This is a genomic window from Alterinioella nitratireducens, assembly GCF_013155465.1.
GTDB lineage: Bacteria > Pseudomonadota > Alphaproteobacteria > Rhodobacterales > Rhodobacteraceae > Alterinioella > Alterinioella nitratireducens.
This window is the reverse complement of record NZ_JABJVX010000003.1, coordinates 205,705-227,550: the sequence shown is the minus strand read 5'-3', so window position 1 is coordinate 227,550 and position 21,846 is coordinate 205,705. Positions and strand designations below refer to the sequence as shown.

The 21,846-nt window shown below is 64.9% G+C and carries 19 protein-coding genes and 1 tRNA gene; 9 read left to right on the top strand and 11 right to left on the bottom strand.

Features of this window, described 5'->3' with window-relative positions; genetic code table 11:
• The first annotated feature begins 113 nt into the window (after positions 1-113).
• On the top strand, positions 114-866 hold the full coding sequence (locus tag HNS34_RS06800; RefSeq protein ID WP_328700483.1) for a WecB/TagA/CpsF family glycosyltransferase: 753 nt from the start codon (positions 114-116) through the stop codon (positions 864-866).
• Here the strand turns inward: HNS34_RS06800 and HNS34_RS06795 are convergent.
• From HNS34_RS06795 to HNS34_RS06775, 5 genes are all read right to left on the bottom strand, one after another.
• Positions 857-1,612 (bottom strand): SDR family oxidoreductase, encoded by a 756-nt coding sequence (locus HNS34_RS06795; RefSeq protein ID WP_172319293.1) that lies wholly within the window; start codon positions 1,610-1,612, stop codon positions 857-859. The two genes, HNS34_RS06800 and HNS34_RS06795, sit on opposite strands and share 10 nt — an antisense overlap.
• Entirely contained in the window at positions 1,609-3,162 is a 1,554-nt protein-coding gene (locus tag HNS34_RS06790; RefSeq protein WP_328700482.1) for a GMC family oxidoreductase, read from the bottom strand. The genes HNS34_RS06795 and HNS34_RS06790 overlap by 4 nt, the downstream gene beginning before the upstream one ends.
• 102 nt (positions 3,163-3,264) lie before the next feature.
• Positions 3,265-4,188: a tyrosine recombinase gene (locus HNS34_RS06785; protein ID WP_172319291.1), complete on the bottom strand. Its 924-nt coding sequence runs from the start codon at positions 4,186-4,188 to the stop codon at positions 3,265-3,267.
• Entirely contained in the window at positions 4,185-5,684 is a 1,500-nt protein-coding gene (locus tag HNS34_RS06780; RefSeq protein WP_172319290.1) for a hypothetical protein, read from the bottom strand. Before HNS34_RS06780 ends, HNS34_RS06785 begins: the two co-directional genes overlap by 4 nt.
• Positions 5,674-5,811: a hypothetical protein gene (locus tag HNS34_RS06775; protein ID WP_172319289.1), complete on the bottom strand. Its 138-nt coding sequence runs from the start codon at positions 5,809-5,811 to the stop codon at positions 5,674-5,676. Before HNS34_RS06775 ends, HNS34_RS06780 begins: the two co-directional genes overlap by 11 nt.
• Positions 5,812-5,963: 152 nt before the next feature.
• Here HNS34_RS06775 and HNS34_RS06770 point away from each other — a divergent pair, with 152 nt between their 5' ends.
• On the top strand, positions 5,964-6,479 hold the full coding sequence (locus HNS34_RS06770; RefSeq protein ID WP_172319457.1) for a shikimate kinase: 516 nt from the start codon (positions 5,964-5,966) through the stop codon (positions 6,477-6,479).
• A complete protein-coding gene (gene aroB / locus HNS34_RS06765) occupies positions 6,476-7,591 on the top strand; it encodes a 3-dehydroquinate synthase (RefSeq protein ID WP_172319288.1) in 1,116 nt (371 codons plus the stop codon). The genes HNS34_RS06770 and aroB overlap by 4 nt, the downstream gene beginning before the upstream one ends.
• Positions 7,592-7,596: 5 nt before the next feature.
• Here the strand turns inward: aroB and HNS34_RS06760 are convergent, their stop codons facing one another.
• The 3 genes from HNS34_RS06760 to fabI form a co-directional block, all read right to left on the bottom strand.
• Positions 7,597-8,169: a hypothetical protein gene (locus HNS34_RS06760; protein ID WP_172319287.1), complete on the bottom strand. Its 573-nt coding sequence runs from the start codon at positions 8,167-8,169 to the stop codon at positions 7,597-7,599.
• 97 nt (positions 8,170-8,266) lie between these two features.
• Entirely contained in the window at positions 8,267-8,776 is a 510-nt protein-coding gene (gene gpt / locus HNS34_RS06755; RefSeq protein ID WP_172319286.1) for a xanthine phosphoribosyltransferase, read from the bottom strand.
• A gap of 5 nt (positions 8,777-8,781) precedes the next feature.
• Entirely contained in the window at positions 8,782-9,594 is an 813-nt protein-coding gene (gene fabI / locus HNS34_RS06750) for an enoyl-ACP reductase FabI (RefSeq protein WP_172319285.1), read from the bottom strand.
• A 144-nt stretch (positions 9,595-9,738) separates the two neighbouring features.
• Between fabI and pdxH the strand changes: the two genes are divergently transcribed.
• The 6 genes from pdxH (at position 9,739) to HNS34_RS06720 (ending at position 16,842) form a co-directional block, all read left to right on the top strand.
• Positions 9,739-10,344, top strand: coding sequence for a pyridoxamine 5'-phosphate oxidase (pdxH, locus tag HNS34_RS06745; protein ID WP_172319284.1), 606 nt, complete (start codon positions 9,739-9,741; stop codon positions 10,342-10,344).
• A 165-nt stretch (positions 10,345-10,509) separates the two neighbouring features.
• Positions 10,510-11,031: a cold-shock protein gene (locus tag HNS34_RS06740; RefSeq protein ID WP_172319283.1), complete on the top strand. Its 522-nt coding sequence runs from the start codon at positions 10,510-10,512 to the stop codon at positions 11,029-11,031.
• A 1-nt stretch (position 11,032) separates the two neighbouring features.
• A complete protein-coding gene (locus HNS34_RS06735) occupies positions 11,033-11,509 on the top strand; it encodes a DUF192 domain-containing protein (RefSeq protein ID WP_172319282.1) in 477 nt (158 codons plus the stop codon).
• A gap of 47 nt (positions 11,510-11,556) precedes the next feature.
• Positions 11,557-11,633: transfer RNA gene (locus HNS34_RS06730), tRNA-Pro, on the top strand.
• 91 nt (positions 11,634-11,724) lie between these two features.
• On the top strand, positions 11,725-12,651 hold the full coding sequence (locus HNS34_RS06725) for a glycosyltransferase (RefSeq protein WP_328700481.1): 927 nt from the start codon (positions 11,725-11,727) through the stop codon (positions 12,649-12,651).
• A 513-nt stretch (positions 12,652-13,164) separates the two neighbouring features.
• A complete protein-coding gene (locus tag HNS34_RS06720) occupies positions 13,165-16,842 on the top strand; it encodes a vitamin B12-dependent ribonucleotide reductase (RefSeq protein ID WP_172319281.1) in 3,678 nt (1,225 codons plus the stop codon).
• Between the two features lie 259 nt (positions 16,843-17,101).
• On the opposite strand, the gene HNS34_RS06715 is transcribed toward HNS34_RS06720, so the two are convergent.
• The 3 genes from HNS34_RS06715 to HNS34_RS06705 are packed head-to-tail and all read right to left on the bottom strand — an operon-like array spanning position 17,102 to position 21,846.
• Entirely contained in the window at positions 17,102-19,225 is a 2,124-nt protein-coding gene (locus HNS34_RS06715) for a dipeptide ABC transporter ATP-binding protein (RefSeq protein ID WP_172319280.1), read from the bottom strand.
• Between the two features lie 4 nt (positions 19,226-19,229).
• Positions 19,230-20,747, bottom strand: a complete 1,518-nt coding sequence (locus tag HNS34_RS06710) for an ABC transporter permease (RefSeq protein WP_172319279.1) — start codon at positions 20,745-20,747, stop codon at positions 19,230-19,232.
• Positions 20,748-20,760: 13 nt separating this feature from the next.
• A complete protein-coding gene (locus HNS34_RS06705; RefSeq protein WP_172319278.1) occupies positions 20,761-21,846 on the bottom strand; it encodes an ABC transporter permease in 1,086 nt (361 codons plus the stop codon).

Genomic DNA, 21,846 nt, shown 5'->3' with positions numbered 1-21,846 from the left:
CCGGTCCGCTCTGCCTTGTCGTTTCGTTCATAGTGACCATAAAAGCATGGCAACAGTTTGTCTTGTATCGCAATCTCTTGCGACAACGGGGCCGGGTGGCGAGGAGCGTTCGGGTGGAGTTTCAGGCAGGCAGTTTCGCGGTCGCCGTCACGGTGCCGGACCAGGCAGTGCTGGAGCACAACATGCGCGACCGCTTCGCGCGGGGGCAGGGCTTTGCGCTGGCGACCCTGAACCTCGACCACCTGGAAAAGCTGCGCGCAAAGGGACCGTTCCGGGACGCCTACGCCGCGCAGGAGTTCGTCACCGCCGATGGCAACCCGATCGTCTGGTGTGCCGCGCTGGCGGGGCGGTCGGTGGAGCTGCTGCCGGGATCCGACCTGATCTTGCCGCTGGCGCGCATTGCGGCCGGGATGGGCGTGGCGGTTGGGCTGGTCGGCTCCACCGAGGACAGCCTCGCAGGCGCGACCGAGGCGCTGGAACGGGCGGTGCCGGGGTTGCGCGTGGTCGAGAGGATCGCACCGCCGATGGGGTTCGATCCCGAAGGGGATACCGCGCGCGCGGTGCTGAACCGGCTGGATGTGGCAGGCGTTGGCCTCTGCTTCCTCGCCCTCGGCGCCCCGAAGCAGGAGAGGTTGGCGGCCCTCGGGCGGCAGGTCACGCCGGGCATCGGCTTTGCTTCCATCGGAGCGGGTCTGGATTTCCTGTCGGGAAAACAGTCCCGTGCGCCGGAATGGGTGCGCCGCATCGCGATGGAATGGGCCTGGCGGATGTTGTCCGACCCGCGACGTATGGCGCGGCGCTATATCCTGTCCGCCCTGATCCTGCCCGGCCATCTCTGGCGCTCCTGGCGGATGCGTCAAAGGTGACGCGGTTTCACGCGCGGGCGCAGCAACACGCGGTCCGCCACGCGGCGCTTCAGCGACCGGGGCGGCGGGATCTCCGCTCCCATCTCCCATGTGGTGCCGGTCAGCGACGGATCATGCCAGAGCGCCAATTTCGCGCCCCATTTGGCAGCCGTTGCCGGGTCCAGCCCATCAGGTATCCCCATGCCGGTCTTCAGCATCCCCGGCATCCAGTCATTGACCACGATGCCCGGAAACCGATCGCCGATATCGGCGATCAGCGCACGGGTGAAGATGCGCGCGGCCCCTTTCGACACCGCATAGGCCGACGACGCGGGCAGGGGGTGCATGTCGGCGAAGGTGGCGACGTTGAGGATGCGGCCAAATCCCGTCGCGGTCATGTCACTCAGCGCGGCGCGGGTGCAGGTGACGATGCCGCCGAGGTTGATGGCGACCGTGTCCATGAAACTGCCCGCCGTCTCATCCAGGAAATCGCGGCGCGGATAGGTGGCGGCGTTGTTGATGAGAAGCGTGATGGGCGCGGTATTGCGCGCCGCCTCGAAGGCTTGCGCGACCTGCACGGGGTCCGAGACATCGGCCTGCAGGGGCAGGAAATTGCCGCCCGCGAGGCTTTCGGTTTCCTCCAGCGCCGCCATGCCCCGGCCAAGCCCCGCGACCTGCATCTGTTGCGCCAGTTCCAGCGCCAGCGCCCGGCCAAGCCCGCCGCCCGCGCCGGTGACGATGGCGCATCCATCCGTGATCGCGTTCATCTCTCTTCTCCCATGATCGAGGCCACCCTCAGCGCGTTGGCGGCGATGGTCAGGCTCGGGTTGACGCCCATCGAGGTCGGGAAGACCGAGGCATCCGTGACCCAGAGATTGCGTATTCCGTGAACCCGGCCCGACGCGTCCAGCACCGATCTCGCGGGGTCCGTGCCCATGGCGAGCGTGCCGCAGGGATGGCCGAAATTGGGCTCGGGCGCGTGGGTCAGGAAGGCGGTGCGCTGGCCCTTGAAGGCGCGGCGGATAAGACGGCGGAAGGCGCGGCGGCGGGCCAGAAGCTCGGGCGCGATGCGGTAGGTGAGGGCGATGCGGCCTTCCTCATCCGTGACGCGGTTTTCCGCATAGGGCAGGTCTTCCAACAGGCCGACGAAAACCTTGGCCTGGCCCATCAGCTTCGCGCCGATCGCCGCCGGGATGCGGGTGGCGTCCCTGGCGCCGGGGATATGCCGGAGCCAGGAGCGCGCGACCCGCCCGCGCAAGTGATGCACGATCTCGCCATAGCCCACATCCATCCCCATCGCCTGCACCATGCCAAGCCGTTGAGCGTCCTTGAAATAGAGGTCACGGAAGCCGACGGATTTCGACGGTCCGGTAAAGCCCGCCGCGCGCCCCGGCCAGAGCGCGAAGATCTCGTTGAGGTGGAACATCAGGTTGCGGCCCACGAGGTCATGCGCGTTGCCGATGCCGGTCGGGTCAGACTCAGACGCCGAGGCCAGCAACAGGCGCGGCGAGGACAGCGCACCGGCTGCCAGCACGACATGGCGGGCGGTGAGGGTGAGCGTCTCGCCCCCCTTGCGCGCAATTACCTGTGTCACGTTGGGCCCGTCGCGGTCCAGTCGCGTTACGTCGCAGCCGGTCAGAAGCGTTGTGTTGCCGGTGGACAGCGCCGGTTCCACCCCGGCGGAGCGGCCATCCATCTTGCAGGCGCGCGGGCATTTTCGGCCGAGGCATTCGGCGCAATTGTCGAGGTATTTCAAGGCCGTGTGCAGCCGGTAGGGATGCAACCCGTTGGCGCGCAACCTCTCCATGATCATGGCATCGCCGGGTTGGGCGGGCGGCGGCGCGGAAAGCGCGGGATTGGGCTGGTCCGAGAGGGGATCGGGGTCGCCATGCAGAGCATAGAGCGCCGTCGCCTTGTCGAACCAGGGCTGCATTTCGGCGAAACTCACCGGCCAGCCGCCGGTCGGATGCGGGCGGTCTTCGCTGTCATCCAGGTCATGCGGCTCGGGGCGTTCCAGCGTCGCCGCGTAGAAGACGGAAGACCCCCCGACACCCGCGCCAAGCGGCGCGAACATCTCCTGCCGCGTGCCGTTCACCTCGGCCAGGATCGGATCGGGCCAGAGCCCGCGCACCGCGCGCGCGACGGGATCGAATATCCCCTGATCCAGCCCGGTTTCCTCGGCCCGCAGCCCCTCGCGGCCTTTCTCGACGAAGAGCACCGACAGCCCCGCCTCGGCCAGCGCGCGGCCAGCCGTGCCGCCACCGATGCCGGTGCCGATCACGATCGCGTCCCAGTGACGCGCGGTGATATCTGCCAAGGGTTCAGAAATGACGCTGCCCATCCCGAAAGTGCCCGCCGACGCGGGTCGTTTGCCTTACGTTACAGCTACATTACGGCAAGTCTTTGGCAAATGCGCCGGTCAGTCCTCGGCCAGCGGATGGCGTTCCAGCACCAGCGATTTCAGACGTTCATCCAGCACATGGGTATAGATCTCGGTGGTGGCGATATCGGCGTGACCCAGAAGCGTCTGGATGGCGCGCAGGTCGGCGCCGTTTTCCAGGAGATGGGTGGCGAAGGCATGGCGCAGCGTGTGCGGCGTGACGGTCGCGGGCGAGATCCCGGCGGCAACCGCGATCTCCTTGATCAGGGTAAAGAACCGCACCCGCGTCAGGTGGCCGGACTTGCCGCGCGAGGGAAAGAGGAAGCGCGAAGGCGGCGCGCCGGTTTCCACGCGCGCAACCTCCTCGGTCCTGTCGCGATTGGCAAGCCATGCGGCCAGCGCCGCACGCGCCGGGGGCGAGAGCGGCACCATGCGTTCCTTGCCGCCCTTGCCCCGGATCAGCAGGAGTTGCGGATCGCCCCGCGCGGCGGAAACGGGCAGGAAGACAAGCTCGCTCACCCGCATTCCCGTCGCGTAGAGCACCTGCATCAGGCAGGTGTTGCGCAACCGGTCCCCGGCACTGCGGCCATGGGTCTCGGCGGCCTCCAGCAGGCGGTCGACCTCAGCCATGCTCAGCGTTTTCGGCAGCGCCCGGTCGCGCCCCGGCCCCTTGATCTGAAGCGCCGGGTTGTCGCCGCGCAGCCCTTCCTCATAGGCGAAGCGGTAAAGCTGCTTGATCGCCGAAAGCTTGCGGGCGCGGGTCGATTTCGCCATGCCCTGCGCGTCGAGATGGATCAGGTAGTCTTCGATATCGCCGCGCGTGGCGGTGTCGAAGCCCTTGCCCTGATCCGCCAGCCAGCCCTCGACATCCATCAGGTCGCGGCCATAGGCCAAGAGCGTGTTCTCGGCCGCGTTCAACTCGGCCGCCTGCGCCTCCAGGAAGGGCGAGATCCAGCTGGTCATCCGCGCCGCTCCAGGATCATCAGTTGCAGGGCGGCGCGGCGCGCGGTGCCCTCCATCCCCATGGCGCGCAGGAGTTGCAGCGCATCGCGCATGTCGTCCATGTCGCCATCGCCCCGGCTGAGCACCAGCGCCGCGCGCAGGATCGCCTCGCCGATGCGGTCCTCCTCGACCAGGCGGGCGTAGCGGTCGGGGACCACGGGGGCCGCGAAGGCCGCCGCGATCATATCCGCCATCGCGCCGCGCAACGTCACCTCCGGGGCCTGCCCGCGGGCAATGGCAAAGAGAAAGCGTTCGCGATCCGTCTGCGGCACCGAAAGCTGCGCCGCGCGTTCATAGTTTTCCGACAGAAGCGCGATGAGCCGGGCCAGTTCGGCGGTCTCGCCGGTCAGCGGCAGGCGCATCAGCCGCTCGGCATAGACCTCGGCAAAGGGCACTTCCAGCCGCGCCTCGTCCATGGCGCGCCAAACCGTCGGCAGCAGGCGGGCGACCTCGCCCGGATCCTGGGCCAGCATCGCCACGTCAAACTCCTGCAACGCATCGACCCGGTCCCAGACCCCGCCCGAGGCCGACGGCACGCGGGAAGTATAGATCACCTGCCACTGGTCGGGCGTGATCGCGCCCGAGCGCGCCAGCCGTTCGGCGGCGTCAAGCTGCGCGCGCCAGCCCGCGGTGGCCGTGAGGTCGGAATGCGCGAAGGCCAGCGGCAGGGTGGCGGCCCCCTGGCGTTCGCCGATGGCGGCGCGCATCTCGTAATGCAGCGGCGAGGGCACCGGGTCGTGCGGCAGCGGTGGCTCGCCTTCGAAGAGTTCTGGGTCGAGGAAGCGGGCGATCAGATCGCCCTCGTCCCGGGAGATGAAGCCAAGCGCCTCGCCGGTTTCCAGCGTCAGGGCGGCGGCGGGCCAGTCACCGTTGCGCGCAAGGCAGAAGATGCGCGCGGGAAAGGAGGGCGCGATATCGGGATTGGCGCGCATCGCGGCACAGGCGCGGTCGGGCTGTCCGGCCAGGAGGCTCACGTCGAACCAGCGGCGGAACACCTGCGGCGCGGTCGGCCCGGCGCGCTCCATCAGCGACCGCGCAGGCTCGATCGCGCCACGTTCCAGGAGCAGGTCGAGCCGGGCCAGGAACAGCTCGGAGTCAGGCGCCGCATCCTCGGGCGGGTTCACCTCGGCCAGCGCCAGCATCATCGTCATCGACTGGATCGCGGGCAGCCCCTCATAGGGTTGCGCGCGAAAGAGACTGGCCAGCGTCGCGGATGAGGAACCGCCCCAGAGATCGGCGGGCAGCCCCGTCTGCCTGGGCGTCAACAGGCCCACGGCATCCAGTTGCACCGCGCCGATGGGCATGACGGTGATTTCCTCGGGCGTGGCCGAGGTGGCGATATCGCCATGCGGCGACAGGATGGTTTCCGACAGCCAGTCGGGCGGCGTGCCCGTCTCCTCCTGCGCGAGCGCCGGTCCGGCCAGCGCAAGGGCGATACAGGCGGGTCTAATCCACATTCAGATCTACCGGGCGCGTGATCTCGCGCGTGGGGGGCTGCATCATGCCCGAATAGGCATAGGCCACCAGCCCGATGCCCGCGAGAACCGCCAATATAAAGAGGAGTTTGAAGAGACGCCCTATCATTCTTTCCCAGCCTGCCTGTTTTCGGCGTTTGCCGCCGCTTTTGATTCACTATAAGCCATCTGGAAGGGGATTGCGCCAGTGCGGGGAAGAATTTTTTGGGATTGGGCGAAAGAGTGCCGGAGCCGGGTTTGCAACTGACGCGCACTGTGGTCATGGTCGGCATGATGGGGGCCGGAAAGACCGCCATCGGCCGTGCGCTCGCCGCGCGGTTGGGCGTGGCGTTCGAGGATTCCGATGCCGAGATCGTCGCCGCCTCCAAGTTCGAGATTTCCGAGATATTCGAGCGCTACGGCGAGGATTTCTTCCGCGAGAAGGAAGCCCGGATCATCGCGCGCCTGCTGGACGGGCCGCCTTGCGTGCTGTCCACCGGCGGCGGCGCATGGTTGAGCGCCGAGAACCGGGCGATGATCGCGGAACGGGCGGTGTCTGTCTGGCTCAAGGCCGATCTGGAGCTTCTGTGGACCCGTGTGCGCCACAAGGACACGAGGCCGCTTTTGCGCACCGACGATCCGCGCGCCACATTGGCGGAGCTTCTCGTCGCGCGCACGCCCGCCTATGAACAGGCCGCGATCACGGTCGAGACGCGGGCGCATTGGTCGATCGACCAGACCACGGAGGCGGTTCTGAAAAGCCTCACGGGCGCGGGCGTGGTGGAGGTGGCGCGATGAGCGGCGCCATCGTGCATGTCCCCTTGGGCGCGCGCGCCTATGAGGTGCGGATCGGGTCCGGGCTGCTGGACCGCGCCGGGGCCGAGATCGCGCCGCTATTGCACCGCCCCCGCGTCTTCGTGGTGACCGAGAGCCGCGTGGCGGGGCTGCATCTGGAGGCGCTGAAGGCGGGGCTGAGGGCGAGGGGGATCGCGGCGGAGGTGCTGACCCTGCCGCCCGGCGAGGCCACGAAAAACTGGCCGCATCTGACGCAAGTGGTTGAATGGCTGCTGAAAAAACAGGCCGAACGGCGCGATGTCGTGGTGGCCTTCGGCGGCGGCGTGATCGGCGATCTGGTCGGCTTCGCGGCGGCCATCCTGCGCCGGGGCGTGCGCTTTGTGCAACTGCCCACCAGCCTTCTGGCGCAGGTCGACAGCTCGGTCGGCGGCAAGACCGGGATCAACTCACCCCTTGGCAAGAACCTGATCGGAGCCTTCCACCAGCCCGCGCTGGTGCTGGCCGATATCGGTGTGCTCGGCACGCTGAGCCCCCGCGATTTCCGGGCGGGCTATGGCGAGGTGGCGAAATACGGGCTGCTTGGCGATGCGGATTTCTTTGAATGGCTGGAGGAAAACGGCCCCGCGCTGGCCAAGGGCGACGAGGCTTTGCGGCTGGAGGCGGTGCGCCGCTCGGTGCAGATGAAGGCCGATATTGTCGTGCGCGACGAGACCGAGCAGGGCGACCGCGCGCTGCTCAACCTCGGCCACACCTTCTGTCACGCGCTGGAGGCTGCGACGGGCTATTCCGACCGTCTGCTGCATGGCGAGGGCGTGGCGATCGGCTGCGCGCTGGCGTTTGAACTCTCGGCGCGGTTGGGCCTGTGTTCGCAGGAAGATCCGAGCCGGGTGCGCGCGCATCTCGCCGACATGGGCATGAAGCGCGACATTGCGGATATCGAGGGCGACCTGCCCGACGCCGACGGTCTGCTGGCACTGATGGCGCAGGACAAGAAGGTGCTGGACGGGCAATTGCGCTTCATCCTTGCACGCGGGATTGGGGATGCCTTCGTGACGGCGGATGTCCCGCGTGAGGCTGTGCGCGGGGTGTTGGAGGATGCCCTCTCGGCGCGATGAAGCCGTTATGCTTGCAGCAGGACGTAGTAGATCGCGTAACCAACGGCGGCCAGGACGGCCAGCCCGACAGCCATGCGCAGGAGGTTCAGCGTCAGGGTCAGCGCAGCCGTCAGCACTGTCGTCAGGATCGTACATAAGGCAAAGAGAGTGCCAAGTAGCGCGTAGGGCAGGGCGAAACCGGCAAGGGCGAGAGTGGCCTCGGCATAGCCAAATTGCAGCTGCATGGCCGCAGGCACCCCGACCCCGTAGCCATAGGCCAGGGCCGCGACTCCGCAGAGAACCGCAATCAGAAAAGTCAGGCGCTGCGTCAGGGCGTCGCCGACCAGCATTGCCGCAAACTCGACCCCTTCCACCAAGATAGCGCCGGTCACGATGCGCATTAGGAGCGGCGAGTCGATGTTGGGCAAGGATACCCCCTGGCCGCCGCCGATATCCGGGTTGCCGATGAAAGGTTGCGGGCCTGTGGGCTGTTGATGCGTATCTGCGCCGACGCTGGACATGCCGTTATAGCGTACGCCGGTATTCGCGCCGGTCAAGAAATCATGAGTGTCGCGGTTGGTTGAATCGATCGTCGGCATGGCGGCCTCCTCTTGAAAGCGTTAAGAAAACCCGAGCTCATCTGAAATGAACTATTTCACACTAACAGTCTGAGTGCCACCACGCAAGACCGCGGCCTCAGTCGTCCTTGCCGCTATAGGGCTTCACATATTGCAGCGCCATGTCCCAGGGGAAGAAGATCCAGGTATCCTGGCTGACCCCGGTGATGAAGGTATCGACCATCGGCTCGCCCTTGGGCTTGGCATAGACGGTGGCGAAATGCGCCTGCGGCAGCATCCTGCGCACCACTTCCAGCGTCTTGCCGCTATCGACAAGGTCGTCGATGACCAGGACCCCGGTGCCGTCGCCCACCATGTCGGGGTCGGGCTTCGACAGCACCACGGGCTCGCTCTGCGTCTGGTGGTCATAGGACTTGATCGAGACGGTATCGACAGTGCGGATGTCCAGCTCGCGCGCGATGATCATCGCAGGCGCCATACCGCCACGGGTGATCGCCACCACGGCCTTCCACGCGCCATCCTCGCCCGGTCCGCGCCGGTCCAGCCGCCAGGCCAGCGCGCGGCTGTCGCGGTGGATCTGGTCCCAGGAGATGTGGAACCCCTTTTCATGCGGCAGTTGTGTGCTCATCGCGCTCAGCCCTCTTTCTTGTCCAGGGTCATGTCGGGCGCGTCGATCGCCTTCATGCCGACCACGTGATAGCCTGCGTCCACATGCAGCGTCTCGCCGGTGGTGCCCGAGCCGAGATCGGAGAGCAGGTAGACCGCCGATTTGCCGACCTCCTCCTGCGTGACGTTGCGGCGCAGGGGGGAATTCAGCTCGTTCCATTTCATGATGTAGCGGAAATCGCCGATGCCCGAGGCCGCCAGCGTCTTGATCGGCCCGGCCGAAATGGCGTTGCAGCGGATGCCGTCCTTGCCCAGATCCTCGGCGATATACTTGACCGAGGCCTCGAGCGCGGCCTTGGCCACGCCCATCACGTTGTAATGCGGCATGACCTGCTCGGCCCCGTAATAGGTCAGCGTCAGCAGCGATCCGCCCGGCTCCATCATCGCGGCGGCGCGGCGGCAGACGGCGGTGAAGGAGTAGACGGAGATGTCCATCGTCATCTTGAAGTTGTCCGACGAGGTATCGACATAGCGCCCGCGCAACTCGGATTTATCCGAGAAACCAATGGCATGAACGACGAAGTCAATGCTGCCCCATTTCTCTTTCAGTGTCTCGAACAGGGCATCCATCGACGCGGTATCCGTCACGTCGCAGGGGATCATCAGGTCCGACCCGATCTGGGCGGCCAGCGGTTTGACCCGTTTCAGCAACTGTTCGCCCTGGTAGGAAAAGGCCAGTTCCGCGCCCTGGTCGGCGCAGGCTTTCGCGATGCCCCAGGCGATGGATTTGTCATTGGCGAGCCCCATGATCAGCCCGCGTTTTCCCGTCATCAACCCCATCGCGCGTCCCTTTGGTGTTTTTTCTGTTTATTAACACTTGCGTTCGTTTAGGCCATTGGCGCGGTTGCATCAAGACGCGCGGTTGCGGAGGGAGAAAGCGGCGGATAGCCTGCGCATCGCGGCGATCATCAGGCGAGGCGGGACATGAGCGACAGAACGGGCATCTTTGCCGGGGACGACCCCTTTGCCATCGCGCGGGACTGGCTGGCGCAGGCCGAGGCGAGTGAGCCGAATGACCCCAACGCCATCGCGCTGGCCACGGTGGATGCGGACGGGCTGCCCAATGCGCGCATGGTGCTGCTGAAGGAGATCGAGGCCGGCGCCTTTGTCTTCTATACCAATTACGGCTCGGCCAAGGCGCGCGAGGTCGAGGCCACCGGCAAGGCCGCCTTTGTCTGCCACTGGAAATCGCTGCGCCGCCAATTGCGGGTGCGCGGCACCGTCACCCGCGAGGATGGCCCGCAGGCCGACGCCTATTACCAGAGCCGGTCGCTGAAAAGCCGCCTCGGGGCCTGGGCCTCGGACCAGTCGCAACCCTTGTCCTCGCGCGCGGCGCTGATGGCAGAGGTGGCGAAGGTCACGGCGCAGAAGGGCACGCATCCCGAACGGCCCCCCTACTGGGGCGGGTTCCGCCTGACCCCGGTCGAGATCGAGTTCTGGGCCGACGGGGCCTTTCGTCTGCATGACAGGTTCCGCTGGACCAGGGCGGACGCCTCCGACCCGTGGGCGATTTCCCGCCTGAACCCCTGAGATCGCGGGCGGGATTGCCTGCCGCACCGGCGCAAAACCTGTAATTCTAGCCACAAAGTATTGTTTTTCACTACCTTTTTATTCTTGCGAAGTTGCAAACTAACCGTCAAGTTACGGCTCTAGGCACAGATCTGTCATTGAACCGCAAAATAAGGTTGGGAGACCATGGCGGATGAAGAGCGTCCGAAGGGCGCGATGATTGCGGGTACTGTTAAATGGTTTGATATTTCCAAGGGTTTCGGGTTCATCGTCGCGGATGAGGGTGGGCCGGATATCCTGCTGCACGCCAACGTGTTGCGCAATTTCGGTCAGGGCTCGGTCGCGGACCAGGCCCGGATCGAGGTCATTGTGCAGCAGACGGAACGGGGCGCGCAGGCGCAGGAGGTGATCTCGATCGCCCCGCCCGAAGCTGTGGATGTCGACGAGGAGCTTGGCCCGGGTGTCGAGATCCCCGAGGACGTGCCCTTTGTCGCGGCGCGGGTGAAGTGGTTCGACAAGGCCAAGGGATTCGGGTTTGCAAATGTCTTCGGCAACGCCGAAGATGTCTTTGTGCATGTCGAGGTGCTGCGCCGGTTCGGCCTGTCGGACCTGCAACCCGGCGAGGCGGTGGCGATCCGCGTCGTCGACGGGCCGCGGGGCAAGATGGCGGGCGAAGTGCGCAGTTGGGATTACGTTCAGGAGGATTAGGATGCGGAGTTTGCGCTTGGGGGGGCTGTCCCTCGTGGTGGCCCTTGTCATGGCGGGCCAGGTCCAGGCGGCCTGCGCGCCGGGCCGGGTGGAATTGCGCGGCGATTGGGGTACGGCGCGGTTCCGCGTCGAGGTGGCCGACGATCCCGAGGAACGCGCCATCGGCCTGATGAACCGCGAGGAGATGGCCCTGTCGGCGGGGATGCTCTTTGTCTATGACAGCCCGCAGCGGGTCTCGTTCTGGATGGAGAACACGCTTATCCCGCTGGACATGCTGTTTCTCGACGCCACCGGCACCGTGACCCGCGTGCATGAAAATGCCGTGCCGCTTGACCGCACGCCGATCCCCGGCGGCACCGACATCCAATATGTGCTGGAGATCAATGGCGGGCTGGCCCGGCAGATCGGCATCAGCGAGGGCGACGTGCTGCGCCACCCCGATGTCGATCAGGATCTGGCCGCCTGGCCCTGCGAATAATCGGGCTTCCATCGGCGCGTGACCCGCGCTAGGAGGGGGCCTCGAGTCGGGGTGTAGCGCAGCCTGGTAGCGCGTCTGTTTTGGGTACAGAAGGTCGTGAGTTCGAATCTCGCCTCCCCGACCATTTCCCCGGCCCCCGGCTGCCCCTCGCGCTTTACCTGTCGCGCCGATCTCTGATAGTCCCCGGACCTGACTGAACAAGGGCGATTTCCCCCGTGACCGAACACGTGACCATTGTGATGGCGGTCTATGACGGGGCCGAATTCCTGGCCGCGCAGATGGAAAGCTTCGCGGGCCAGACCCATCGCGACTGGGATCTCGTGATCAGCGACGATGGCTCCACCGATGACAGCGACAAGGTGATCGCGGAGTTTGCGGCCACGCACCCGGTGCGCGTGATGGCCGGTCCGCGTGCAGGCGGCACGATGAATTTCCTGTCCGCCCTGGTGGGGATCGAGGGCGAGCCCGACTACGTGGCTTTTTCCGACCAGGACGACGTGTGGCTGCCCGAGCGGCTGGCGCATGGCATCGCGGCGCTGGCGTCCGTGCCCGCCGACCGGCCCGCGCTTTATGGGTCCGCGACCTGGATCGTCGAGGAGGATCTGACCAATCCCCGCCGCTCGCCGACATTTCCGCACCCGCCCGCCTTCCGCAATGCGCTGGTCCAGAGCATCGCGGGCGGCAATACCATGCTGCTCAACCGGCCCGCCTGGGAAATGGCGCGCGACGCGGCGGGCGAGGCGATGGCGGTGGGTGGGCCTTACATGCACGATTGGTGGCTCTACCAGCTGATTTCGGGCGCGGGCGGCACGGTGCTGCGCGACAATCGCCCGACGCTGCTCTACCGGCAGCATGGCGGCAACATCTTCGGCACCAATCGCGGGCGCAAGGCGATCAAGGCGCGGTTGAAACAGGTCTGGCGCGGCGATCTCAAGGCTTGGGTCGATGCCAATATCCGCGCGCTGGACGCCTCGCGCCACCGCCTGACCGAGGAGAACCAGAGGCTGCTGGCCGCGTTCGTGGACATGCGGCGCGCGGGGCTTCTGTCGCGTCTGCGCGGATTCGCCGGGCTCGGGCTCTGGCGGCAGGGCCGGGTCGGGCAGGCGATGCTCTGGCTGGCGGTGCTGCTGAAAAAGCTCTGAGTCCGGGGCAGGGCCGGGCGCCGCACACCACATCTTGTGTCATTCGGGTCACGTGCGAGGATTATCCACAAGATTTAATCCCCCCACCGGATTCAGGCGCGCGCGCGGTTGCCAAAGGTTAACACTTCGCAACAACGCCTGCTAAACTTGCCACGTTTCAACAGAAATTCCTGTCCAGCGGCCTGGGGATGAATCGTTGCAGGCGGCGGCGGCCCGTGGATCGGTCACATTGCAAGTCATAATCGGAGCCGAAAGCGGTAAAAAATCCGTTGACGCACCGACCCGAATTGCATCAGGTTGTAGGGACTGGCCGGATCAACACTACATATAGTGGATCGGGCCAGAACTGGGGCAGATGACTTCCTCATCGCATGGGATGTGCCATCGCATGTCCGACCGGCCTGTCGCAAGACCTGCCGGGGCGCGAGGAAGCTTTGCATGACATTGGACGACCTGACGCCCTCGCGCAGTGGTGCTGGCAGGGGTTGGGATAATTTTGGGCAGGGACCACTCATGAAGATCGAACGCAGATTCACATCGGCAGATGCGGAGACCTATGCAGGGCTGGAATTCACCCTGAAGTCCTCGGAGATTCGCAACCCGGATGGCACGGCTGTGTTCAAGCTCGATGAGCTGGAAGTGCCCGTCGGCTGGAGCCAGGTGGCCTCGGACGTGCTGGCGCAGAAATATTTCCGCAAGGCAGGTGTCGCGGCGATCCTGAAGCCGGTCAAGGAAAAGGGCGTGCCCTCCTTCCTGTGGCGCTCGGTCCCCGATGAGGCGGCGATGGCCGATCTGACCAAGGAAGAGCGCTACGGCGGCGAAACCAGCGCCAAGCAGGTCTTGCGCCGTCTGGCGGGGGCCTGGTGCTACTGGGGCTGGAAGGGCGGCTACTTCACCGACGAATCCGATGCCCGCGCCTATTTCGACGAGATGCAGATGATGCTGGCCCGCCAGATGGCGGCCCCGAACTCTCCCCAGTGGTTCAACACCGGCCTGCATTGGGCCTACGGCATCGACGGCCCCGCGCAGGGCCATCATTATGTTGATTACAAGACCGGCAAGCTGACCAAATCGAGCAGCAGCTACGAGCACCCACAGCCCCATGCCTGCTTTATCCAGGGGGTACAGGACGACCTGGTGAACGAGGGCGGGATCATGGATCTGTGGGTGCGCGAAGCACGCCTCTTTAAATACGGCTCGGGCACCGGCACCAATTTCAGCCACCTGCGCGGCGAGGGCGAGAAACTGTCGGGCGGCGGCAAATCCTCCGGCCTCATGGGCTTTCTCAAGATCGGCGACCGGGCGGCGGGCGCGATCAAGTCAGGCGGCACCACGCGGCGCGCGGCCAAGATGGTCATCGTCGATGCCGACCACCCCGATATCGAGGAATTCATCAACTGGAAGGTGCTGGAGGAGCAGAAGGTCGCCTCGATCGTGGCCGGCTCCAAGATGCACGAGAAGATGCTGAACGCGATCTTCGCGGCCATCAGTTCGTGGGACGGGCTGATGGAGGACGCCGCCGATCCGGCCAGGAACGAGAGCCTGAAAACGGCGATCCGCGAGGCCAAGAAGCTGGCGATCCCCGAGACCTATATCAAGCGCGTGCTGGATTACGCCCGGCAGGGCCATACCAGCATCGAGTTTCCGACCTATGACACGGATTGGGACTCCGAGGCCTATAACTCGGTCTCCGGCCAGAACTCCAACAACTCGATCCGCGTCACCGATGCCTTCCTGCGCGCCGTCGAAAACGATGAGATGTGGGATCTGATCAACCGCACCGATGGCTCGGTGTCCAGGAGCGTCAAGGCCCGCGACCTGTGGGAGAAGGTCGGCCATGCGGCCTGGGCCTGTGCCGATCCCGGTATCCAGTTCCACGACACCGTCAATGCCTGGCACACCTGCCCGGCGGATGGCGAGATCCGCGGCTCCAACCCGTGCTCGGAATACATGTTCCTCGATGACACGGCCTGTAACCTGGCCTCGATGAACCTGCTCACCTTCCTCAAGGATGGCGTGTTCGATGCCGAGGAATACATGCACGCCACGCGCCTCTGGACGCTGACGCTGGAAATCTCGGTGATGATGGCGCAATTCCCGTCCAAGGAAATCGCGCAGCTCTCCTATGATTTCCGCACGCTCGGGCTTGGCTATGCCAATATCGGCGGCCTCCTCATGACGATGGGCTACGGCTACGACTCGGACGAGGGCCGCGCGCTTTGCGGTGCGCTGACCGCGATCATGACCGGCGTGTCCTACGCCACCTCGGCCGAGATCGCGGGGGAGCTTGGGCCCTTTGCCGGGTTCGAGCGCAACCGCGACCACATGCTGCGGGTGATGCGCAACCACCGTCTTGCCTCCAAGGGGGCGACGGATGGCTATGAAGACCTCGCCGTCAAGCCGGTGCCGCTGGACCACGCAAGCTGTCCCGACCAGACGCTGATCGCCCTGGCGCAGCAGGCCTGGGACGAGGCGCTGGAACTGGGCGAAACCCACGGCTACCGCAACGCGCAGGTCAGCGTGATCGCCCCCACCGGCACGATCGGGCTGGTGATGGATTGCGACACCACGGGGATCGAGCCCGATTTCGCCCTGGTCAAGTTCAAGAAACTGGCGGGCGGCGGCTATTTCAAGATCATCAACCGGGCCGTCCCCGGCGCGCTGGAAAACCTCGGCTATTCGCCGAGCCAGATCGAGGAGATCACCTCCCACGCCGTGGGCCACGGCACGCTCGGCAATGCGCCGGTGATCAACCACACATCGCTGAAAGGCCACGGTTTCGGACCGGGCGAGATGGAGAAGATCGAAGCCGCGCTGCCGTCCGCCTTCGACATCCGCTTTGTCTTCAATCAGTGGACCCTGGGCGAGGAGTTCTGCACCGGAACGCTCGGCATTCCGGCGGCGAAACTGAACGATCCCACCTTTGATCTGCTGCGCCATTTGGGCTTCAGCCGTGCCGATATCGAGGCCGCGAATGATCATGTCTGCGGGACCATGACCTTGGAGAACGCGCCGCATCTGAAGGCGGAGCATTACAGCATTTTCGACTGCGCCAACCCCTGCGGCAAGAAGGGCAAGCGGTTCCTTTCCGTCGACAGCCACATCAAGATGATGGCGGCGGCGCAGAGCTTCATTTCCGGCGCGATCTCCAAGACGATCAACATGCCCAATGACGCCACGATCGAGGATTGCCAGAAGGCCTATGAGCTCAGCTGGTCCCTCGGCGTCAAGGCCAACGCGCTCTACCGCGACGGCTCGAAACTGTCGCAGCCTCTGGCCGCGAGCCTGGTCGAGGATGACGATGAGGCGGCGGAGGTGCTGGAAAGCGGCACCACGATGGAGCGCGCGCAGGTGCTGGCCGAGAAGATCGTCGAGAAGATCGTGATCAAGGAGGTCATCAAGGCACATCGCGAGAAACTGCCGGAGCGCCGCAAGGGCTATACCCAGAAAGCGATTGTCGGCGGGCACAAGGTCTACCTGCGCACCGGCGAATATGAGGACGGCCAGTTGGGTGAGATCTTCATCGACATGCACAAGGAAGGTGCGGGCTTCCGCGCGATGATGAACAATTTCGCCATCGCGGTTAGTGTCGGCCTGCAATATGGCGTGCCGCTGGAGGAATTCGTCGACGCCTTCACCTTCACCAAGTTTGAACCCGCCGGCATGGTGCAGGGCAACGACTCGATCAAGAACGCGACCTCGATCCTGGACTACATCTTCCGCGAACTGGCGGTCTCCTATCTCGACCGCACGGACCTGGCGCATGTGAAGCCGGAAGGGGCCAGCTTCGACGATCTGGGGCGCGGGGCCGAGGAAGGCGTGCGCAATTTCGAGGAAGTGCCGCAAAGCCGCGCCGCATCGCCCATCGACGTGCTGCGCCAGATCAGCTCGACCGGGTATCTGCGCAAGCGGGTGCCGCAGGAACTGGTCGTGTTGCAGGGCGGCGCCGCGGGCATCACCGCGCTGGATCCGGGCGGCGATCCGGTGGCGACGCTGGAAACGCTTGTGCCCGAAGTGGCGACCAACACGGTGGTCATGACCAGCACGGCGGCCCCGATGGATGCGCGGGTCAAGGCCAAGATGCAGGGCTACGAGGGCGAGGCCTGCGGCGAATGCGGCAACTACACGCTGGTGCGCAACGGCACCTGCATGAAATGCAACACCTGCGGCGGGACGTCGGGGTGTAGCTGAGCGGGACGCAGTCCCTTCGAAGGGACTGCGGAAACTCTTCAAAGAGTTTCCGCCCGCATCAAGAGGTCGGGTTCCGCGCCATTGCCCCGGCGCGGTGTCTGAGACACGGGGCGGGTGCGCTCGCCCCTGACGCGGTTCAGGCCGCAGGCAGAAAACACGGGCAGTATATATAAGTGAGCCTGAACAGCGAAACTGGGGAAGCCTTGGCTTCCCCTTTTTCTTTTTTATCCAGTGTGATGGAACCCGACGTTAAAGCGCCTCACGCCTCTGCCTTGTTCTCCACCGCCGGGGCAGCCAGTTCGGCGCCCGGCATCTCGATCACCGGCTCCATCCGTGCCAGCACCTCGTCGGACAGGTGGCACTTGCTCTGATGGCCCGTGGCCAGCGTCTTCATCGGCGGCACCTCGGTTTCGCACAGGTTCCCCGGCACTTCCGATTTCCACCGGCAGCGGGTCTGGAACGGGCAACCGGGGGGCGGGTTCATGGCCGAGGGGATGTCGCCCTCCAGCACGATATGACGCTTCTTGACCGAGGTGTCGGCGATGGGAACCGCCGAGAGAAGCGCCTCGGTATAGGGGTGATAGGGCGGGCTGAAGATCTGATCGGTGCTGCCGATCTCGACCACATGGCCCAGATACATCACCATTACCCGGTCGCTCAGGTAGCGCACGATGGAGAGGTCGTGGGAGATGAAGAGCAACGTCGTCTTCTCGTTGCGCTGAATCTCCATCAGCAGGTCGGTCACGGCGGCCTGCACCGACACGTCCAGCGCCGAGACCGGTTCATCCGCCACCACGATCCGCGCGCCGCCGGCGAAGGCCCGCGCGATGCCGACGCGCTGTTTCTGGCCGCCCGACAATTGCCGCGGCATCCGGTCGGCGAAGGCGCGGGGCAGTTTCACGAGGTCGAGCAGGTCCAGCATCCGCTGCCGCCGCTCGGCATCGTTCTTGCCGATCTTGAAAACCTCCAGCGCCCGGATGATCTGCCGGCCCACGGTCATCGAGGGGTTCAGCGTATCGAACGGGTTCTGGAACACCATCTGGATCGAGGAGATGGTCTTGGTGCCCCTCTCCTCGATCGGGACCGCCTCGATGGATCGGTTATCCAGCACGACATGGCCGTCGGTCGCCGTCTCCAGCCCCATCAGCACCTTGGCCAGCGTGGACTTGCCGCAGCCGGATTCGCCGACAATGGCCAGGGTTTCGCTTTCGCGCGCCTCGAAACTGAGCGTCTCGTTGGCCTTGACCACCTTTTTCTGGCCCGAGGAAAACAGCGCCGAGGCGGCGACCTCGTAATATTTCTTGAGGTTGTCCACCTTCAGAACGACATCGCCGATGGGCGCCTTTTCCTGCTTGATCGAGGCGGCAATCGGCGCGTTCCAGTCGATCTCCTCGAAGCGGATGCAGCGGCTGCGGTGGCGTTCGTCGCCCTCCACATTGTGCATCTTGATCTCCTGCGCGTCGCAGCGCCCGGTTTCGAAATAATCGCAGCGCGGCCCGAAATTGCAGCCGGGCGGGCGTTCATGGGGCAGGGGGAAGTTACCGGGAATCGCCACCAGCGGGCGCGAGTGCTTGTCGGCGCCGGGCAGCGGGATCGAGCGGAACAGCGCCTGCGTATAGGGGTGGCGCATCTTGTCGAACACATCCTCGATGGAGCCGGTCTCGACCGCCTCGCCGGAATACATCACGCAGATCCGGTCGCAGGTTTCCAGCACGAGGCCAAGGTTGTGCGAGATGAACAGCATCGAGGTGCCGTATTTCTTGCCCAGATCCTTGACCAGTTCCACCACGGCGGCCTCGACCGTCACGTCGAGCGCGGTGGTGGGTTCGTCCAGGATCAGGAGCGAGGGATTCGCCATCAGCGCCATGGCAATGACGATCCGTTGCTGCTGCCCGCCAGATAGCTGGTGCGGATAGGCGTCGAGCATCCGCTTGGGGTCGGGCAGGCGCACATCGGTGACGACCTCAAGGGCGCGCGCATAGGCTTCCTTTTCGCCGACACCGTCATGGATCATCGGCACTTCCATCAACTGCTTGCCGATCTTCATCGCGGGGTTGAGCGAGGCCATCGGCTCCTGGTAGATCATCGCGATCTCGCGGCCCCGGATATGGCGCAGCTCGGTGGGCGACATGTCGTTCAACTCGCGCCCCTTGAACTTGATCGAGCCGCCGACAATGCGCCCGTTGACGCCCAGATCCTGCATCACGCCAAGCGCCACGGTGGACTTGCCGCAGCCGGATTCGCCGACCAGCCCCATCGCCTCGCCGGGGCGCACGCGGCAGGAGAAATCCATCACCGCCGGGATTTCCCTCAGCCGGGTGAAGAAGCTGATCGAGAGGCTGTCGATCTCCAGGATCGGGCCGTCATAGGTGTCATCTTTCATGATATCAGTCCTTCAGGCTTTCTTCGCGGAGGCCGTCGGCCAGCAGGTTCAGGCCAAGCACCATCGTCAACAGCGCCAGCGCGGGCGGCAGGGGCGGGTGCGGATAGACCGTCAGGAGGCGCCTCCCCTCGTTGATGGTCGAGCCCCAGTTCGGGCTTTCGGGATCGACGCCGAGGCCGAAGAAGCCGAGCGTTCCCAGAAGGATCGTGGTGTAGCCGATGCGCAGGCAGAAATCGACGATGAGCGGCCCGCGCGCGTTTGGCAGGATCTCCCACAGCATGATGTACCACGGCCCCTCGCCACGGGTCTGCGCCGCCGCCACGTAATCGCGCGTCTTGATGTCGAGCACCAGGCCCCGGACGATGCGGTAGACCGTGGGGCTGTTCACGAAGACGACCGAGACGAAGACGATCAGCAGGTTGCCGTCGATATTGATGCCAATGAGCGGCTCGTAGGAGTCGCGCGTGGTCTGCATCCACTCGCCCACCGGGTTGCCCTGGTTGAGATAGCCGATGAAGGAAGTGGCCAGCCACACGATGGGATCGAAGCGGAACACGGTCCCGAGGTAGAAGAGCGTCAGCAGCAGGACCAGCGGGATCGCCACCCATTTGATGATATGAGGCTGCGCCCGGAACCGGGAGTAGAGCAGCACCCAGAGGAACCCGATCGGCAGCACGAAGAGGACGGCGGCCATGTAGACCGGCACGCCCGCCTCGATGATCTCGGGGGTGACCAGAAGGTAGAAGAGCAAGATCACTGGGAAGGCCAGCACCATGTTGGCGATGAAGGTGATGAACGTGTCCAGCCGGCTGCCCAGGTAGCCCGCCGGCAGTCCGAGCGTGATCCCCACCATGAAGGCGAAAAGCGTGGCCAGCGGTGCAATCGTCAACACCTCGCGCGCGCCCGCCACCATGCGGCTGAACACATCGCGCCCAAGCGCGTCTCCGCCAAGCAGGTAATAGGGAAAGGCATCCTCGGGCCCGCCGCTGACCGGCGTGCCGGGCGGGTCGTTGCGAAGCCCCGAGATCACGTCGATGGGGCCATGCGTGGCGATCATCGGCGCGAAGATGGCGGTGAGCACCCAGAACATCACCAGGCCGAACCCGATCATGCCGATGAGGTTGTCGAAAAGCTTGCCGTAGAGGCCAAGGCGGCGCTTGAACCGGATCGACAGCGCGTAGATCACGATGAGCGAGATCCAGACCGGCAGGAATTGCGCGCCGACCCCGCCGATGATGCCCTTGGCCTCCATGCTCGGCTGCAGGATTCCGCCAAGGATGTAGATCATGATGGCACCCAGGAAGACGAAGACCGCCCATTTCATCGCCAGGAGCATGTAATCGGGGGCGCCAAGTCGGTAGCTGATCGTGTGATCCGCGTTCACGATGGGCTCGGCCTGGCGCATGCCGATCAGGCTCATGACGATGTTGAGGATGAAGGCGGCGACAAAGACCAGCACGCAGCCCAACATCAGCGGATTGAGGAAGGGGCCAAGCGACCCGGACCAGGTAAGGGGATCCATAGCTCTTGCTCCTTCAGGATATGCGGATGCGCGGGTTCAGGTAGACATAGCCGATATCCGAGATCAGCTGCGTCGTCAGAACCACGATCACGGCGACGATGGAGATGCTCAGGAGCAGCTCGATATCGTTGTTTGATGCCGCCTGCACCAGGGTCCAGCCAAAGCCGTTATAGTTGAAGAGGGTTTCCACGATCACCACACCGGTCAGAAGCCACGGGATTTGCAGCATGATGACGGTAAAGGGCGCGATCAGCGCGTTTCGCAGCGCGTGTTTCAGCACGATATTGCGGAAACTGACGCCCTTGAGCCGCGCGGTGCGGATATATTGCGCCGTCATCACCTCGGCCATCGAGGCCCGCGTCATGCGCGCGATATAGCCCATGCCGTAGAGCGCGATGGTCAGGACGGGCAGGGTGAAGTTCCAGAAGGTGATATCCTCCATCGCCGAGCGGGATGAGCCCAGGAACAGCGTGCGCCCCTCGATCCAGCCGTTCTCGGCCAGCCAGGGCGACAGCCCCGCGGTCGATGACGCCAGAAGGATGATGAAGATCACGCCCGAGACATATTCGGGCGTCGCCGTCGAGGCGATGGAGATGGTCGAGAGGGTCCGGTCGGTTCGGCTCCCCTCCTTCATGCCAGCGAGGATGCCGATGATCAGGGCGGCGGGGACCATGACCGAGAAGGCAATGAGCATCAGCCAGCCGGTCAGCGCCAGGCGCCCGCCGACAATGGCCGAGACCTCGTTATCCGAAACGGTCGAGAACCCCAGATCGCCTTGCAGCACACCGCAGAAGGTCGGCGCGGTCTCGATCGTCATGCCCCGGTCGACGCAGCGCCCGGTCTCGGTGCCATCGGCGGCCACGCGGGTCCAGCCCGGCGCCACGCCAAGCCATTCGCCGTATCGCACGACCAGGGGCCGCGTGTAGCCGCGGTTTTCCAGCCATTGGACCACTTCCGCATCCGACATGCGGTTATTGCCTTGCGTCTTGGCCAGTTTCTCGAGGTTGGGCCCGAGATTGGTCAGGAAGAACACGATGAATGTCAGGCAAAGTGCGGTGAGGAGCATCACGCCGAGGCGGCGAAGAATGAAGAGTCCCAT